17 protein-coding genes, 3 tRNA genes and 1 pseudogene are annotated in these 17,025 nt (G+C 60.4%); 14 read left to right on the top strand and 7 right to left on the bottom strand.

Annotated features, from left to right (window positions below):
- Positions 1-125: 125 nt before the first annotated feature.
- The 7 genes and pseudogenes from RPMA_RS16590 to RPMA_RS16560 all read left to right on the top strand — a co-directional run bounded on the left by RPMA_RS16590 (position 126) and on the right by RPMA_RS16560 (position 7,928).
- Positions 126-210, top strand: a tRNA-Leu gene (locus RPMA_RS16590).
- A 169-nt stretch (positions 211-379) separates the two neighbouring features.
- Entirely contained in the window at positions 380-1,735 is a 1,356-nt protein-coding gene (tig, locus tag RPMA_RS16585) for a trigger factor (RefSeq protein ID WP_211908822.1), read from the top strand.
- 386 nt (positions 1,736-2,121) lie between these two features.
- Positions 2,122-2,757, top strand: a complete 636-nt coding sequence (locus tag RPMA_RS16580) for an ATP-dependent Clp protease proteolytic subunit (protein ID WP_211908821.1) — start codon at positions 2,122-2,124, stop codon at positions 2,755-2,757.
- A 496-nt stretch (positions 2,758-3,253) separates the two neighbouring features.
- Positions 3,254-4,528 carry an ATP-dependent Clp protease ATP-binding subunit ClpX gene (gene clpX / locus RPMA_RS16575; RefSeq protein ID WP_211908820.1) on the top strand — a complete coding sequence of 425 codons (1,275 nt, stop codon included), beginning with the start codon at positions 3,254-3,256 and terminating at the stop codon, positions 4,526-4,528.
- A gap of 410 nt (positions 4,529-4,938) precedes the next feature.
- Positions 4,939-7,361 (top strand): annotated as a pseudogene (lon, locus tag RPMA_RS16570) (endopeptidase La).
- Positions 7,362-7,526: 165 nt separating this feature from the next.
- Positions 7,527-7,784: a hypothetical protein gene (locus RPMA_RS16565; protein ID WP_211908819.1), complete on the top strand. Its 258-nt coding sequence runs from the start codon at positions 7,527-7,529 to the stop codon at positions 7,782-7,784.
- A 67-nt stretch (positions 7,785-7,851) separates the two neighbouring features.
- Positions 7,852-7,928 (top strand) — tRNA-Val (locus tag RPMA_RS16560).
- 15 nt (positions 7,929-7,943) lie between these two features.
- Here RPMA_RS16560 and RPMA_RS16555 read toward each other — a convergent pair.
- The 5 genes from RPMA_RS16555 to RPMA_RS16535 all read right to left on the bottom strand — a co-directional run bounded on the left by RPMA_RS16555 (position 7,944) and on the right by RPMA_RS16535 (position 11,400).
- Positions 7,944-8,126, bottom strand: a complete 183-nt coding sequence (locus RPMA_RS16555) for a hypothetical protein (protein ID WP_211908818.1) — start codon at positions 8,124-8,126, stop codon at positions 7,944-7,946.
- A complete protein-coding gene (locus RPMA_RS16550; protein ID WP_211908817.1) occupies positions 8,126-8,740 on the bottom strand; it encodes an acyl-homoserine-lactone synthase in 615 nt (204 codons plus the stop codon). Before RPMA_RS16550 ends, RPMA_RS16555 begins: the two co-directional genes overlap by 1 nt.
- A gap of 82 nt (positions 8,741-8,822) precedes the next feature.
- The gene (locus tag RPMA_RS16545) at positions 8,823-9,557 is read right to left on the bottom strand and encodes a helix-turn-helix transcriptional regulator (protein WP_211908816.1); all 735 of its coding nucleotides are present in this window, start codon (positions 9,555-9,557) and stop codon (positions 8,823-8,825) included.
- 180 nt (positions 9,558-9,737) lie between these two features.
- On the bottom strand, positions 9,738-10,997 hold the full coding sequence (gene pepT, locus RPMA_RS16540; protein WP_211908815.1) for a peptidase T: 1,260 nt from the start codon (positions 10,995-10,997) through the stop codon (positions 9,738-9,740).
- 85 nt (positions 10,998-11,082) lie between these two features.
- Positions 11,083-11,400 (bottom strand): HU family DNA-binding protein, encoded by a 318-nt coding sequence (locus RPMA_RS16535; RefSeq protein ID WP_211908814.1) that lies wholly within the window; start codon positions 11,398-11,400, stop codon positions 11,083-11,085.
- 246 nt (positions 11,401-11,646) lie between these two features.
- Between RPMA_RS16535 and RPMA_RS16530 the strand changes: the two genes are divergently transcribed.
- Positions 11,647-11,723, top strand: a tRNA-Asp gene (locus RPMA_RS16530).
- A gap of 120 nt (positions 11,724-11,843) precedes the next feature.
- Here RPMA_RS16530 and RPMA_RS16525 read toward each other — a convergent pair.
- Positions 11,844-11,990 (bottom strand): DUF3072 domain-containing protein, encoded by a 147-nt coding sequence (locus RPMA_RS16525; RefSeq protein WP_211908813.1) that lies wholly within the window; start codon positions 11,988-11,990, stop codon positions 11,844-11,846.
- Positions 11,991-12,166: 176 nt separating this feature from the next.
- Here RPMA_RS16525 and RPMA_RS16520 point away from each other — a divergent pair, with 176 nt between their 5' ends.
- A complete protein-coding gene (locus RPMA_RS16520; RefSeq protein ID WP_211908812.1) occupies positions 12,167-12,349 on the top strand; it encodes a hypothetical protein in 183 nt (60 codons plus the stop codon).
- 133 nt (positions 12,350-12,482) lie between these two features.
- On the opposite strand, the gene RPMA_RS16515 is transcribed toward RPMA_RS16520, so the two are convergent.
- On the bottom strand, positions 12,483-12,818 hold the full coding sequence (locus tag RPMA_RS16515; RefSeq protein ID WP_211908811.1) for a hypothetical protein: 336 nt from the start codon (positions 12,816-12,818) through the stop codon (positions 12,483-12,485).
- A 462-nt stretch (positions 12,819-13,280) separates the two neighbouring features.
- On the opposite strand from RPMA_RS16515, the gene RPMA_RS16510 reads away from it, so the two are divergent.
- From RPMA_RS16510 to RPMA_RS16490, 5 genes are read left to right on the top strand one after another with little or no spacing between them, the layout of a single operon-like run.
- Positions 13,281-13,646, top strand: coding sequence for an NADH-quinone oxidoreductase subunit A (locus RPMA_RS16510; protein WP_211908810.1), 366 nt, complete (start codon positions 13,281-13,283; stop codon positions 13,644-13,646).
- Positions 13,637-14,218 (top strand): NuoB/complex I 20 kDa subunit family protein, encoded by a 582-nt coding sequence (locus RPMA_RS16505; RefSeq protein ID WP_211908809.1) that lies wholly within the window; start codon positions 13,637-13,639, stop codon positions 14,216-14,218. The genes RPMA_RS16510 and RPMA_RS16505 overlap by 10 nt, the downstream gene beginning before the upstream one ends.
- Before the next feature lie 40 nt (positions 14,219-14,258).
- Positions 14,259-14,870 (top strand): NADH-quinone oxidoreductase subunit C, encoded by a 612-nt coding sequence (locus tag RPMA_RS16500; RefSeq protein WP_211908808.1) that lies wholly within the window; start codon positions 14,259-14,261, stop codon positions 14,868-14,870.
- Positions 14,870-16,063: an NADH-quinone oxidoreductase subunit D gene (locus tag RPMA_RS16495; protein ID WP_211908807.1), complete on the top strand. Its 1,194-nt coding sequence runs from the start codon at positions 14,870-14,872 to the stop codon at positions 16,061-16,063. The genes RPMA_RS16500 and RPMA_RS16495 overlap by 1 nt, the downstream gene beginning before the upstream one ends.
- Positions 16,064-16,065: 2 nt before the next feature.
- On the top strand, positions 16,066-17,025 hold the full coding sequence (locus RPMA_RS16490) for an FkbM family methyltransferase (RefSeq protein WP_408056553.1): 960 nt from the start codon (positions 16,066-16,068) through the stop codon (positions 17,023-17,025).

Raw genomic sequence — 17,025 nt, 5'->3', positions numbered from 1 at the left:
GCGAAAGTCCAGTTGTCCGGACTGCGGCATGAGGCCCTGTGCAAGCCCATTTTTTTGCTGCGTATTGTCGTCTGCGTGTTATAAGCCCGCCGCTCGCGACATCGCGGCCGGACATGATGTTTTCTGCGGGCATGGCGGAATTGGTAGACGCGCTGGATTTAGGTTCCAGTGACGAAAGTTGTGGGGGTTCGAGTCCCTCTGCCCGCACCAAGCGCACGTCGCGTTTGACCATGATGATTTCCGGATTCGTGTCCGCGAGGGTTTTGCCTCCGCGAGGGCGGATCGGCACTACCATCGGCGCAGGCTTTCCGGCCGCGCGTCGGACCAATTTGACACAGTTCGGCCGATGGCCGGACGAAGCGGGAAGAAGATTGACGCCATGCAGGTGAATGAAACCCTCTCCGAGGGATTGAAGCGCGAATTCCAGATCAGCGTTCCGGCTGCCGACATCGAAGCCAAGGTCGATGCGCGCCTCGAAGACCTGAAGGGCAAGGTGAAGCTCAACGGCTTCCGTCCGGGCAAGGTTCCGGCTGGCCATCTGAAGCGCCTCTATGGCCGCTCGGTCGCTGCCGAGACTGTGGATGAGTTGATCCGCTCGACCAACACCCAGATCTTCACCGAGCGTAACCTCAAGCTCGCCACCGAGCCGAAGATCACCATGCCGACCGAAGAGAAGGAAGTCGAAGACATCCTCTCCGGCAAGGCCGACCTGAAATACACTGTGGCCGTCGAAGTGGTGCCGCCGATCGAACTCGCCGATTTCAAGAGCTTCGAAGTCGAGAAGCCGGTCGCTGACGTGAGCGATGCCGACGTCGATGAATCGATCAAGCGCGTGGCCGATGCCAACCGTGCGTTCACCGAAAAGGCTGAAGGCGCCAAGGCCGAGTCGGGCGACCGCGTGGTCGTCGCCTTCAAGGGCACCATTGATGGCGTCGCTTTCGAAGGCGGCACCGGCGAGGACATTCCGGTCCAGATCGGCTCCAACACCTTCATTCCGGGCTTCGAGGATCAGCTGGTCGGTATCGCCGCCGGCGAAACCCGCACCCTCAAGGTCACTTTCCCGACCAACTATGCCAGCGACACGCTCGCCGGTAAGGCCGCGGAATTCGAGACCACCGCCAGCAAGATCGAATCGCCGGTCGATACCGCGATCGATGACGAGTTCGCCAAGTCGCTCGGCCTCGAGTCGCTCGACAAGCTGAAGGAAGCCGCGCGCGAGCGTCTGGTTGCCGAATTCGCCGGCGCGACCCGCCAGCGCGTGAAGCGCCATTTGCTCGACCGTCTCGACGAGACCCACAAGTTCGATGCTCCGCCCTCGCTGGTCGAGGAAGAGTTCAAGCTGATGTGGAATTCGATCCAGCAGGAGATGGCATCGTCCGGCAAGACCTTCGCCGACGAGGACACCACCGAGGAAGCCGCGCAGGAAGAGTATCGCAAGATCGCCGACCGCCGCGTCCGTCTCGGTCTCGTGCTCTCGGAGATCGGCGAGAAGAACAAGATCTCCGTCACCGATGACGAGATCAGCCGCGCCGTGATCGAGCGCGCCCGCTCGATGCCGGGCCGCGAGAAGGAAGTCTGGGACTTCTATCGCAGCAACCCGCAGGCACTCGCCCAGCTGCGCGCGCCGATCTATGAAGACAAGGTCGTCGATTTCATCCTCGAACTCGCCAAGGTCACTGAGAAGAAGGTGTCCAAGGAAGACCTGTACAAGGACGAAGACGAGAAGGCGGCGTAAGGCCGGGCGTCCCGATCATCGTTTAGAACGTTCTAATCAAAACGCCGGCTGGTCCTCCTGCCGGCGTTTTTTGTAGCCCGGATGGAGCGCAGCGTAATCCGGGATTCAGCGCTTCCTCATATCGCCGGTCCCTGGATTGCGCTGCGCTCCATCCAGGCTACGGGTTCTCTCATTAAGGATACCGCCCGAATCAGTTCCGAATGGCGCTGCATCGCTTTGCGGTGCTCGCCAGAATCGGCTTGAACTAACGGGCAGGGTGACGATCCGACCCATGGTCTTGTTGTCGCCCGATTGGCTCATATCTGTGGGCTCTTATTATTTCTTCCTGCATCACGGGACATTCGCGCATTCCCGCGGCCTGTCTCCTCCAACCCTTTGGGTGTTCTATGCGCGATCCGATCGAAACCTACATGAACCTCGTTCCGATGGTGGTCGAGCAGACCAACCGCGGCGAGCGTGCCTATGACATCTTTTCGCGCCTGCTGAAGGAACGCATCATCTTCGTGACCGGTCCGGTGGAAGACGGCATGGCGACGCTGATCGTCGCGCAGCTGCTGTTCCTGGAAGCGGAAAATCCGAAGAAGGAAATCTCGATGTACATCAACTCGCCCGGTGGCGTGGTGACGTCGGGTCTTTCGATCTACGACACGATGCAGTTCATTCGTCCGCCGGTCTCGACGCTGTGCACGGGCCAGGCTGCGTCGATGGGCTCGCTGCTGCTGACCGCAGGCGAGAAGGACATGCGCTTCGCTCTGCCGAACGCCCGCGTCATGGTTCACCAGCCCTCGGGCGGTTTCCAGGGCCAGGCCACCGACATCCTCATTCACGCCAAGGAGGTCGAGAGCCTCAAGCGTCGTCTGAACGAGATCTATGTGAAGCACACCGGCCGCCCTTACGATGAAATCCACAACGCGCTCGAGCGCGATAATTTCATGACAGCAGATCAGGCGAAGGAATTCGGGCTGATCGACAAGGTGATCGACAAGCGCGCCGAAGAGCCAAGCGCGGTGAAGCCGGCCTAAGGCGAGAACCGCTTCTGGCTGCAAGTCAGGAACAGGTTGAGAACATTACGTCGGATCGCGTATGCGCGGTCCGACATCTTCGGAGACAAACCAAGATCAAAGCCGATTGATTGAATGGTTCGTACCGGTACTCAGTGCCGGGGTTGGCGCAGAAGTTCCGCTTTCGTCCACAATGCGAACCGTTTATTCGCGTGATGCGCTCTGAATTGCCGGGCACTCTCGCGGAGCGCGCGCAAATCGCGTAATCGTCATAAATGGTGACGGTACGCCGATTAGCGAATTCTTGATCATCGGCTGCCAGCATGGTTCGCTAGCGTGGATCGGTTAGTATCGCGAAGATTCGATTTGGCCGCGGATTCACGCGGCAATTTGGAACAAAGGTCTTTTTTGGTACGGCAATTGCTCTATCTACGGTGAAACCGTAGACGATCTACGGGACGTGTCCCGATCTGAGCAACACCTGCGAACGAAGATCGAACGGCGGACGGAGATAGGAATGAGTAAGGTCGGTACCAGCGACTCCAAGAATACGCTGTATTGTTCGTTCTGCGGCAAGAGCCAGCACGAAGTTCGCAAACTGATCGCGGGTCCTACCGTATTCATCTGCGACGAATGCGTTGAACTGTGCATGGACATCATCCGCGAAGAGAACAAGTCTTCGCTGGTCAAGTCGCGCGACGGCATTCCGACGCCGAAGGAAATCTGCAAGGTGCTCGATGACTATGTCATCGGTCAGTTCCATGCGAAGAAGGTTCTCTCGGTCGCGGTGCATAACCACTACAAGCGCCTCAACCACCAGACCAAGCACAACGACGTCGAACTCGCGAAGTCGAACATCCTGCTGATCGGCCCCACCGGTTCGGGCAAGACGCTGCTCGCGCAGACGCTCGCAAGAATCTTGGACGTGCCGTTCACGATGGCCGATGCGACGACGCTGACCGAAGCCGGCTATGTCGGTGAGGACGTCGAGAATATCATCCTCAAGCTGTTGCAGGCGGCTGACTACAATGTCGAGCGTGCACAGCGCGGCATCGTCTATATCGACGAAATCGACAAGATTTCGCGCAAGTCGGACAATCCGTCGATCACCCGCGACGTGTCGGGCGAGGGCGTCCAGCAGGCACTGCTGAAGATCATGGAAGGCACCGTTGCCTCCGTGCCTCCGCAGGGCGGCCGCAAGCATCCGCAGCAGGAATTCCTGCAGGTCGATACGACGAACATCCTGTTCATCTGCGGTGGCGCATTCGCCGGCCTCGAAAAGATCATTTCGGGCCGCGGCCGCACCACCTCGATCGGCTTCGCTGCGCAGGTGCTTGCGCCGGAAGATCGCCGCACCGGTGAAATCTTCCGTCATGTCGAGCCCGAGGATCTGCTGAAGTACGGCCTGATCCCGGAATTCGTCGGTCGTTTGCCCGTCGTTGCGACGCTGGAAGACCTCGACGAAGCTTCGCTGAAGAAGATCCTGGTCGAGCCGAAGAACGCGCTGGTGAAGCAGTATCAGCGCCTGTTCGAAATGGAGAATATCGAGCTCACCTTCGCCGACGAGGCGCTGGGTGCGGTGGCCCGCAAGGCCATCGAGCGCAAGACGGGTGCCCGCGGCCTGCGGTCGATCCTGGAAGCGATCCTGCTCGAAACCATGTTCGATCTGCCGGGTCTGGAAGGTGTCGAGGAAGTCGTCATCTCCAAGGAAGTCGTGGATGGGACGGCACGCCCGCTCTACATCTATGCCGACCGCTCCGACCGTGCGGCGGAGACCAGCGCCAGCGCCTGATCGGCCTGCGCGAAATACCAGTCTGGAGCACGGCTGCCGGGTATCCGGCAGCCGTGTTTCGTTGTGCGCCGTTTGTAGCCTGCATGGAGCGAAGCTTAATGCAGGGACCGGCGACATATGGAAACGCCGGTCCCCGGATTTCGCTACGCTCCATCCGGGCTACGGCCGCCACACTCCATAAACCGCCTTTGTTCATAGGCGTTTGGGTGGCTTGACACCCCCCGGCCCATAGCCACCTAATGCAGGCGGCGAACACAAAATCTCCCTCAAGATTCGCCATAACTCTCCGGATAAGTAGAGCCCTTGGACCTTCCAGTTCAGATGGCCGAGCGAGGACGGAAATCGCACCTTGTGGTGGTTGCGTAACCCAGCGGACCGCGTGCAAGGGGGCAAAGCAAAAGGAACAGGCCATGACGACCTCCAAGCCCCGGCCAACCATTGTTCACGGCGAGACGCACTCCTATCCGGTGCTGCCGCTGCGCGACATCGTCGTATTCCCGCACATGATCGTGCCGCTCTTCGTCGGCCGCGAAAAATCCATTCGCGCGCTCGAAGAGGTGATGAAGAACGACGCCCTGATCATGCTCGCGACGCAGAAGAATGCGTCGGATGATGATCCTGCGCCGGACGCCATTTACGAGACCGGTACGCTGGCTAGCGTGCTGCAGCTGCTGAAGCTTCCTGACGGCACCGTGAAGGTGCTGGTGGAAGGCCTCGAGCGCGCCAAGGTCGAGAAGTATTCCGATCGTACCGAATATTACGAGGCGACTGCCGTCGCGCTCGCGGACACCGATGCCAAGAGCGTCGAGGCGGAAGCCTTGTCGCGTTCGGTCGTGTCCGACTTCGAGAGCTATGTGAAGCTCAACAAGAAAATCTCGGCCGAAGTCGTCGGCGTCGTGCAGGCGATCACTGATTTCGCCAAGCTCGCCGACACCGTCGCGTCGCATCTCGCCGTCAAGATCGCGGATCGCCAGGGCATCCTGGAAACGCTGTCCGTCACCGGGCGCCTGGAAAAGGTGCTGGGCCTGATGGAGAGCGAGATCTCGGTGCTGCAGGTCGAGAAGCGTATCCGCTCGCGCGTCAAGCGTCAGATGGAGAAGACGCAGCGCGAGTATTATCTCAACGAGCAGATGAAGGCGATCCAGAAGGAACTCGGCGATGACGAGGGCCGGGATGAGCTTGCCGATATCGAAGAGAAGATCGCTAAGACCAAGCTGTCGAAGGAAGCCCGCGAGAAGGCCCAGCACGAGCTGAAGAAGCTGCGTCAGATGTCGCCGATGTCCGCGGAAGCGACCGTCGTGCGCAACTATCTAGACTGGCTGCTGTCGATTCCGTGGGGCAAAAAGTCGAAGGTCAAGAAGGACCTCAGCGCCGCGCAGGCGATGCTGGACGAGGAGCACTACGGGCTTGAGAAGGTCAAGGATCGCATCGTCGAATATCTCGCCGTGCAGTCGCGCGCCAACAAGCTGACGGGCCCGATCCTGTGCCTCGTTGGTCCTCCCGGCGTCGGCAAGACCTCGCTTGGCAAGTCGATCGCGAAGGCGACCGGACGTGAGTTCGTGCGCGTGTCGCTCGGCGGCGTGCGCGACGAGGCGGAGATCCGCGGTCATCGCCGGACCTATATCGGTTCGATGCCCGGCAAGATCATCCAGTCGATGCGCAAGGCCAAGACCTCGAACCCGCTGTTCCTGCTGGACGAGATCGACAAGATGGGCGCCGATTTCCGCGGCGATCCGTCGTCGGCTCTGCTCGAGGTGCTTGACCCCGAACAGAACGGCACCTTTGCCGATCACTATCTCGAAGTGGACTACGATCTGTCCAATGTGATGTTCATCACCACGGCGAACACCCTGAATATTCCGGGGCCGCTGATGGACCGCATGGAGCTGATCCGGATCGCCGGTTACACCGAGACGGAGAAGGTTGAGATCGCCCGCAAGCACTTGATCCCGGCTGCGCTGTCGAAGCACGGTCTGGACACCAAGGAATGGTCGATCGACGACGATGCGTTGTTGCTGCTGATCCGCCGCTACACCCGCGAAGCGGGCGTGCGTAACCTCGAGCGCGAAATCTCCACGCTGGCCCGCAAGGCCGTGAAGGAGCTGATGCTCTCGAAGAAGAAAGTGGTGAAGGTCACCGAGAAGACTCTTGAAGAGTTCCTCGGCGTGCCGAAGTATCGCTTTGGCGAGATCGAGAGCGACGATCAGGTCGGTGTGGTCACGGGTCTGGCCTGGACGGATGTCGGCGGTGAGCTGCTCACCATCGAAGGCGTCATGATGCCCGGCAAGGGCCGCATGACCGTCACCGGCAATCTGCGTGACGTGATGAAGGAATCGATCTCGGCAGCGGCGTCCTATGTCCGCTCGCGCGCGATCACCTTCGGGATCGAACCGCCGCTGTTCGAGCGGCGCGACATTCACGTCCACGTGCCGGAGGGCGCAACGCCGAAGGACGGTCCGTCCGCCGGCGTTGCGATGGCGACCACCATCGTCTCGGTGCTCACGGGCATTCCGATCAAGCACGATGTCGCCATGACTGGCGAGATCACGCTGCGCGGTCGTGTGCTGCCCATCGGCGGATTGAAGGAGAAGTTGTTGGCAGCGGCCCGCGGCGGCATCAAGACGGTGCTGATCCCGAGGACAATGCCAAGGACCTCACCGAGATCCCGGACTCGATCAAGGGCGGCCTGAACATCATCCCGGTCGCCCGGATGGACGAAGTGATCAAGAACGCGCTGGTTCGCCAGCCCGAGGCGATCGATTGGGAAGAGGATACCAAGCTGCCGGTGAAAGCCGACGGCGAGGAAGCGGCCGGTGGCCTGACGGCGCACTGATCGCCAACCCGGAGATCAACGACACCAGCGGCGTCCTTCGGGGCGCCGCTTTTGTTTTGAGGCATTTTGTTTGAGGTCGCGCCTCGCCCGATGACGGGAGCTTGATCGGCCCGCGCCTGTCGGCCCGTCGCCTGCAGTGTTATGCTTGGTGATGGAGAGATTGCGATGATGAGAGCGCTCATCCTGACGGCATTGATGTCGGTAGCCGCTAGCGATTCCGCGCTGTGCGAGCGGCTGGACAAGCGCTTCGGCGCAGAGCGTGAGCGCGGCTATCGCGCGGAACGCGAATTCGAGAGCAGGGATTCCGGTTTCCGAAACAAGGACCGCGCGAATTTTCTCGGTAGCAAACAGCCAGAGCAATCGCGTCCGGAATTGCCAAGGCAGGACCTGCAGGCACCATTGGCGATCGGATTACAGCGATAGACGATCAGTCTCGGCTTGCCGTCGCGATGTGCTGACGCTAAACAGACGGCCGATGGCGATTGCCTGAGGGCGGCTAGCTCAGCTGGTTAGAGCATCTCGTTTACACCGAGAGGGTCGGCGGTTCGAATCCGTCGCCGCCTACCATTCCCGCCGCAGCACCTAGCGCTCCATACCCTTCGCAATCTGAATCCCCTCATGCAGCAATGCCATGCGGAGCAGGTTGTAGGTCGTTTCCGATCGGCATGCCTCCGCCAGCTTGAGCGCGTGAAGCATCGTGACGATCAGGTCGTCGGTGTCCCTGCCGCCCTGGATGACTTTCAGATGGTGCTCGGTCATTGGCATCAGGCGGTCCGCCGGAATGTGGGAGTGGCGCCGAACACGGTATCGCGAATGTCCACTTTGTCGCGCACGCGGGCGTGGCATTGCTCGTTGACGTGGAACAGCACGGCGATGGTCGCTTCGCCGTCGATCATCGATGGCAGGCCGAGTGGCTCGATCTCGAAACCGAACCCTTGCAGGATCGGAATACGCAACGGGTTGATCACCGAGGTGAAGCCGGACAGCCCCTCCATCGTCCCGTATTCCTGAATGGCGACCAGCAGCTCGAAATAGTGTCGGCTGCGGCGCTCGGACTTCCGCATGGCAAAGCGCGTCAGTTCGAGCACGTCGCTCCGCCGGATAACGGCGCCTTCCACAAGCGCTGCGAATTGCTCGCTGAGCATATGCGGCAGCACCGTGGGATAGAGTCGGAAGCCGCCGGCCACGCCGCCATGGTCATCCGCGGCGACGAGATAAATGGCGGCATCGTCGTCATATTGGTCGCGCTCATAGGCGCCATCGACGTCAAACGAGGTCCATCCGCGTTCGCGGACGAAGATTTCATGACGGAGCCGGAATTGCTTGTCCAAGAGATCGGGATGTCGCGAGGCGTTGCCGTGGTGGATGACATCGATCATGAGAATTTCTCCGCGCGTGACTGCGCGGAAAATTTTCATGATGCGGCCTGTCGCGACATTCCGTGAGCAGGGGATTGACAAATCAGAAGGTGATCAGCCCCTGCCGGATCGCTTCGGCCACGGCCTGCGCACGCGTATGCGCGTTCAGCTTGTGCATCGCCGCCGTCACCGTCTTGTTCACGGTGTCCTCGGAAATGCTGAGGATGACGCTGGTGTCCCAGGCGGTTTTTCCCGCGGCAACCCAGCCCATCACCTCGCGTTCGCGTGTGGTCAGTCCGGTGGTTTTCGGCTTTTCCCGCGCGCGCAGCATGGCGAAGCGATTGAACGCATACATGGTTACAAGCTCGATGGCCGCATTCGCTTCCGGCGTGCGTTCCACGTCATGTCCGGCAAGCGACAGGCCAGCCTGATAACCGTTCATGCCATGCACGGGCGCACAAAGGCCGAACCGCAATCCATGATCGTTGGCGGCGATGTGCATGATCGCGCGTGAGGCCGGGCTGATGTCCTCCAGCCGGATATCGGACCAGGCGAACATCTCCGGCTGCTGGCGGATGCGGGGCGCAACCGGGTCGTGCGCATAGAAGTTCGAGATGCGATATTGCTCGGCCCAGGTCTTCGGCCAGACATTCCAGAGAACCCGGCTTTCGAACGGCTGATGACTACCGGCCGAGGCGAGAAAGCAGACATGGCCATAGCCGTAAGAGGCGGCCATGCGGGTGATGACGTCGCCGATCCCGCTCGCGGATGTGGCCGCGCCGATCCGTTCGATGGCGGACAATGCAGTCTGGAAATACCTGCCTTTGAACGACTCCATGACACCCCCTGGGTCTGATCTGTATGGAGTTTCGCGTGCGTGGACTTTGCCCGATCCGGTTTCCGCCGAAACCCATCGCCAGATGTCTTTTGCAGGATAGCCTGACTGGGCCGGGACGCAATTGGTCGGTTGGCTAATGTGATCGGCGACAGGTTACGCAGCGCGGTAGCCGTTACGGTTTTAGGCGCGTTCTTCCCAGATCATCGCAAGGTGGACGATGGTCTCCGCGGCTTTTTCCATGTCCTGAACGCTGACCCATTCCGTGCGGCCGTGGAACGCGTGTTCGCCGGCGAAGATATTCGGGCAGGGCAGGCCCATGAAGGACAACCGTGAACCATCGGTACCGCCGCGAATGCTGCTGCGAACCGGCGTCAGCCCTGTCCGCCGGATCGCCTCGACGGCGTAGTCCACCACATGCGGGTGCTGGTCGATCACCTGCTTCATGTTGCGGTATTGCTGGGTGATGGTGATCGATGCGCTGGAATGCGGATAGGACGCCATCACGTCATCGACGATGGATTGCAGCAGCGCTTCCTTCTGCTTCAGGCCATCCTCGGTGAAGTCACGCACGATCAGGCTGAGCGTCGCATGTTCGAGTGCACCCGAGATTCCGGTCGGATGCAGAAAGCCCTGTTTCCCTTCGGTGGTTTCGGGCGAGCAGGTGTCTTTCGGAAGCCGCTCCACTATGGCGGCGGCTATCTTGATGGCATGTTCCATTTTGCTTTTGGCAAAGCCTGGATGTGCCGAGACGCCGGTGATGCTGACGACGGCAGCGTCGGCAGAAAACGTCTCGTCCTCGATGTGGCCGGCGGTTTCGCCATCCATCGTGTAGGCGAAGTCGGCGCCGAGTTTCTTCAGATCGACCTTGTCGACGCCGCGGCCGATCTCTTCATCCGGCGTGAACAGGATCTTGATGGTGCCGTGCTTGATCTGCGGATTGGCGATCAGGAAACGCGCCGCATCTACGATCTCGGCGAGCCCGGCCTTGTTGTCGGCGCCGAGCAGCGTCGTCCCATCGGTGGTGATGATGTCGTTGCCGATCTGATCGGCAAGGGCGGGGTTGTCGTTGAAGCGGATCACCTGCGTTCTGTCGGCCGGCAGCACGATGTCGCCGCCCTGATAGTTGCGGACGATCTGCGGCTTCACATTGGCGCCGCTGCAGTCGGGCGACGTATCCATATGCGAGCAGAAGCAGATCACCGGCACGGCCTTGTCCGTGGTGGCCGGGATCGTCGCATAGACATAGCCGTGCGTGTCGAGATGCGCGTCGGCGAGGCCAAGCTCCAGCAGCTCGCGCGCCAGCAAGGCGCCGAGGTCTTTCTGCTTGGCTGTGGACGGGCAGGAGGGGGATGCGGGATCGGACTGGGTGTCGATCACGACATAGCGCAGGAAGCGCTCGGTGACGTCGTGGGTGAAGGCAATGGCCGACGTCGCTATCATGGATCTCTCGCCTCAGAGGGGCATCCGGAAGTCTTGGTATGGCGCTCCGGGCCGTAGCCCGAAGCGCGCGTTTGGAAGCCGCGGATCAGACCGCGTCCTTCAGCTCCTTGGCGGGGCGGAAGGCGACCTTCTTGCTGGCCTTGATCTGGATTTCTTCGCCGGTGGCTGGGTTGCGGCCGACGCGGGCGGCGCGGGTGCGGACCTGCAGGATGCCGAGGCCGACGATGCGGATGCGCTCGCCGTTCTTCAGGTGCTCGGTCATCTTGCCGACCATGTCGGTGAGAATCTCTTCGGCCTTCTTCTTCGACAGTTCATGGCTTTCGGCCAGCGCTGCCGCCAGATGCTTGAGGGTGATGGTCGCGGGCGCGGGCGCCTTCGCGGGAGTGTCAGGGGTATTCGCCATGGCAACTGGCCTTTCCGTTAATAACCGTCACAAAAACCTGGGACATCGCAGGGCTTAGACGATTCGGCGCGAAGCCGACTACGCCGATTTGCCAGTAAAATATGGGGTTATTTGCATTCGCTGCCTTGAAACGGCCGAACCGCAAGCGGGTGGGGATAGGTTTCAAAAAGGTCGTGCCAACGTCCTTGACTTCATCATGACGTCCCTTTATGTCCAGCCTCACTGCGGGACACAGTCCACGTCCACGCGGGAGTAGCTCAGTTGGTTAGAGCGCCGCCCTGTCACGGCGGAGGCCGCGGGTTCGAGTCCCGTCTCTCGCGCCATTCCATCCGGAATGGCGAGACGATGCAAAATCCTCACAAGCACATCCGATTAGACCGACCAGCAACGCGACGGCATTTATGCGTGTCCGCATTGTTCCGTTCACATCAAGCCGTGCGGCCTCAGAACGAATCCGCAAGCGCGATCTCGTCGCGCAGCATCTGGATACGCCGTGCAGCCTCGGCCCGCGTCAGGTCCTTTTCGAACTGTCCGGGCTGATAGGCTTCAATCGCCAGCGACTTTAAGGTCAGTGCCTGGCTGCGCGTCATCGGGCCGGACAGCCGGTCAAGCAGCGCCTCGGCGTCGAAAGGGACGGCAATCGCCGGCGCGGCGATGGCAGGGGCATAAAAGCCTGGGTCATCAGAGCTTGGGTCACGGAAGCCTCCGGTCAGATTCGGCTTAAGAAGGTCTTGCGATTTAGTTCTTGTTTTGTTCTATATCGGATATGACCGATCTCGCCAAGCTGAATTTTCGAATCGCCCGATTGCGGGTGCGCATGCGGGGAATGCAGTCGGATATCCGCTTACTGACCAATGCCGGCCTCGATTGCACCGACGCCTGCGAAAGGTTGCGGCTGACGCAGCGCGAAATGATCAAGTTAATCGTCAAGCGGGGCGCGCGCGGATAGGGGCGCCACCATATTGTGCCGCGCGATTGCCGCTGTCCCGCAAGCTGGCAGGGACTGGATGGTTTGACGTGACCATCGACCTGTGTGGAGGCTGCACCAGGCAAAAAGCCGGCGCAGCCCGTCCAGCTCGTCCTTACATCTTCTTCGAGTCGCCGCCGGCCATGGGCATCATCGGCAGCATCATGCCGGTGCCCATCATGCCGGTGTCGTTCTTCGGCTTCATCATGCCCATCTTCTGAGCGTTCATGAGATGCTTGTTGCAGCCGCGCATATCGCCTTTCGACATCGCCACATTGGCCATGCCGATCTCGCGATCCATCATCATCTTCTGCTGGCCGTCGGCCATGGCGGTGGACATGTTGTTCACCTTCATCATGCCATCGCCGCTGCAGCCCATCATTGGCTTGGCCGATGCCGGGGTGAGGGCGAAAACAGAGAGCGCTGCGGCCGTGATCAAGAATTTCGTCATGGGAACCTCTTGTCATTGAAAAGGCCAGCAGAGCGCTGGCTCTCAGGATACGGATTTCCTGAGATTTGGTTCGGCAGGAGAATGATTTTTTCGATGGCGCATTGCAGCAACACCGCACTTGCCCGCGGCTGAAAACCCTGTGAAATCGGGCGGTACACCCATACGTTGCCGGTTGAGGCTATAACGGTTTGGCTGGCTCCCCCGATGCAGATGCTCGCAGCCATAGCGCGCCGCAATTTCAACCTCCGGGAAACCCTGTCGCAAGTTTGGCATGCGAGGGCTGGAGGCGCGGTGTTGGCGGCAGAGCTAGTTGCCTAGCTTGAAGGCGTATCGCGCATGGCAGGGGCTGAAAACTGTCAACATCCCCGGTGTTGCATGGCTTGTTGCGCTGCGCTAAGGCTCAGAACCATTCCAATGTTCGAATCTGTGGCAGTTTCCAGGCCATGGGGTTAGGGATCGCCGATGAACGGCATCTTGCAGAATTATCTTCCTCTTGTGGTCTTCATCGGCATCGCTTCCGTCATCGGGTTGGCGTTGCTGATCGCGCCATTCCTTGTCGCTTATCAGAACCCGGATCCGGAAAAGCTGTCCGCATATGAATGCGGATTCAACGCTTTTGACGATGCCCGCATGAAGTTCGATGTGCGCTTCTATCTGGTGGCGATCCTCTTCATCATTTTCGACCTTGAAGTCGCCTTCCTGTTTCCGTGGGCAGTGGCCTTCGGCAAGGTAGGCATTGCCGGCTTCTGGTCGATGATCGTGTTTCTCGGCGTGCTCACCGTCGGCTTCGCCTATGAATGGAAGAAAGGCGCGCTCGAATGGGATTGAGCCCCGCAACTGCTCCCGCGATCGCTCAGGCGCCGCGCGGCATTCTCGATCCGTCTACCGGCAAGCCGGTCGGCGCGAACGATCCGTATTTCCTCGAAGTCAATGCCGAGCTGTCGGACAAGGGATTCTTCGTCGCTGCGGCTGACGATCTGATCACCTGGGCGCGCACCGGTTCGCTGATGTGGATGACCTTCGGTCTTGCCTGCTGTGCGGTCGAGATGATGCAGGTGTCGATGCCGCGTTACGACGTCGAGCGCTTCGGCTTCGCGCCGCGCGCGTCGCCGCGCCAGTCCGACGTGATGATCGTCGCTGGCACGCTTACCAACAAGATGGCGCCGGCGCTGCGCAAGGTCTATGACCAAATGCCGGAGCCTCGCTATGTGATCTCGATGGGATCATGCGCCAATGGCGGTGGCTACTACCACTATTCCTATTCAGTGGTGCGCGGCTGCGACCGCATCGTGCCGATCGACATCTATGTGCCGGGCTGCCCGCCCACTGCCGAAGCGCTGCTTTACGGCGTGCTGCTGCTGCAGAAGAAGATCCGGCGCATCGGAACGATCGAACGGTAAGCTTGCGAACGCTAAGACTGCGAACCTTTAAGGCTATGTCATGGACGATGTGAGGCTCGACACACTGGGTCAGACGATTGTCGGCGCTCTTCCCGGTGCCGCTCTCGCGCATTCGGTTGCTTTCGGCCAGCTGACGATCGTTGCGGAAACGTCGAAGATCGTCGAGGTCATGCGCTTCCTGCGTGATGATCCCGGCTGCCGTTTCGTCAATTTCACCGATGCGACCGCAGTCGACTATCCCGGCCGCGAGAAGCGTTTCGACGTCGTCTATCACCTGATGTCGCCGTTCCTGAATACGCGCATCCGCGTCAAGGCGATGGCGTCCGAGACCACCCAGGTGCCGTCGATCATCGACGTGTTTCCGGGCGCCGACTGGTTCGAGCGCGAAGCCTACGACCTCTATGGCGTGATCTTCGTCGGCCATCCCGACATGCGCCGTTTGCTGACGGATTACGGCTTTGACGGCCATCCGCTGCGCAAGGATTTCCCGCTCACCGGTTTCGTAGAGGTTCGCTACGACGATCAGGAGAAGCGCGTGATCTATGAGCCGGTTCGGCTCAACCAGGAATTCCGCAAGTTCGACTTCCTGTCGCCATGGGAAGGCGCCGACTATCCGACGCTGCCCGGTGACGAGAAGGCAGGGGTTAAGTGATGAACGATCAACCCGGCGTCCGTAATTTTACGATCAACTTTGGCCCGCAGCATCCGGCCGCGCACGGTGTGCTCCGTCTGGTTCTGGAGCTCGACGGCGAAGTCGTCGAGCGCGTCGATCCGCATATCGGCCTGCTTCATCGCGGCACCGAGAAGCTGATCGAGCAGAAGACCTACATGCAGGCGATCCCGTATTTCGATCGCCTCGATTACGTCGCGCCGATGAATCAGGAGCATGCCTTCTGTCTCGCCGCTGAAAAGCTGCTCGGCATCACCGTGCCGCGTCGCGGCCAGCTGATCCGCGTGCTTTATTCGGAAATCGGCCGCATCCTGTCGCATCTGCTCAACGTCACCACGCAGGCGATGGACGTCGGCGCGCTCACCCCGCCGCTGTGGGGCTTTGAAGAGCGCGAAAAGCTGATGGTGTTCTATGAGCGCGCCTCGGGCTCGCGCATGCACGCCGCATTCTTCCGTGTCGGCGGTGTCCATCAGGACCTGCCGCCCGCGCTGATTAACGACATCGACGCCTGGTGCGATGCGTTCCCGCAGGTACTCGACGATCTCGAGACGCTGCTCACCAACAACCGCATTTTCAAACAGCGCAATGTCGATATCGGTGTCGTGAAGCTGGAAGACGCCTGGAAGTGGGGCTTTTCGGGCGTCATGGTGCGCGGTTCAGGCGCGTCGTGGGATCTGCGCAAGGCGCAGCCCTACGAGTGCTATGACGAGATGGAATTCGACATTCCAATCGGCAAGAACGGCGACTGCTACGATCGTTACTGTATCCGCGTCGAAGAGATGCGTCAGTCAACCAAGATCATGAAGCAGTGCATCGCCAAGATGCGCGCAGCTGACGGGCAGGGACCTGTGGTCGTCGATGACCACAAGATTTCGCCGCCGCGTCGTGCCGAGATGAAGCGCTCGATGGAAGCGCTGATCCATCACTTCAAGCTCTACACCGAAGGCGTTCACGTGCCTGAGGGCGAGGTCTATGCCGCCGTGGAAGCGCCGAAGGGCGAGTTCGGCGTGTATCTTGTTTCGGACGGCAGCAACAAGCCATACAAGTGCAAGATCCGCGCGCCGGGCTTTGCACATCTGCAGGCGATGGACTTCCTGTGCCGCGGCCACCAGCTGGCCGACGTCTCGGCGATCCTGGGCTCCATCGATATCGTGTTCGGTGAGGTCGATCGGTGACACTGACGTCTCCCATCCAGTTTGACCGCGCATCGGGCGCGCTCCAGGGGGTAAACCTCTGGGAGCGCACGATGGCGTGCGTGCTGGCCTTGGGGGCAAGACTGTCGGCGTCGTTCTCGCATCGCGGCTACAATATGTGCGCCAATCTGATGCGCGCGACGGTGCTGCCGGCGCGCAATCTGGTGGTGAAGCTGAATGCGGATGCGCTGTTCGCATTCCCGTTCGGTGACGGTTACTGGAGCAAACTGCTCGACCGCAGCTTTTCTTACGAAGACGAGCTTGAACTGCTGTTCAAGAACTCGGTCGATGTCGATTACACGCTGCTCGATTGCGGTGCGAATTACGGCTACTGGTCGGTGCTGGTCTCGAGCGCGCCGTTCGGCTCGCACAAGGCGATTGCCATCGAGCCTTCGGGCGAGAATTTTCCGAAGCTGGCCAACAACGCCAAAATCAATCGCGATCGTTTCGAGGTCATCAAATGCGCGATCGGCTCCGTGCGCGGCACCGCGCGCCTGTCGGGCACCAAGCATGAGGCCTTCAGCATCGCGGGCGACCAGAGCGCCGGCGAGGAAGTGCCGGTCATCGCACTCGACAACCTGCTCGACGACGGCAAGCTGTCCATGAGCGGAAAATATCTCATCAAGCTCGACGTCGAAGGCGTCGAGATCGAGGCCATCAAGGGCGGCACGCGTTTGCTGCAGGGCGACTCGGTCATCATGTGCGAAGAGCACGGCAATGACCCCGCCCATACGGTCTCGCGCTACATTCTGGATCAAACACCGCTGTCGCTGATCGTGCATGATCCCTCAACCAACCGCTTCGAAACCGTGACCGAGTTGTCGATTCTCGATCGCATCAAGGTGTCCACCCACGTTGGCTACAATGTGTTCGGCACCTCCAGTGCGTTCTGGCTCGATCGCTTCAACAGCCTGAATGCGAGCGCGGCCCGCCGCGCTCACTGA

Source organism: Tardiphaga alba (genome assembly GCF_018279705.1).
GTDB classification, from domain to species: Bacteria; Pseudomonadota; Alphaproteobacteria; order Rhizobiales; family Xanthobacteraceae; genus Tardiphaga; species Tardiphaga alba.
This window is presented reverse-complemented; position numbering and strand designations above follow the sequence as displayed.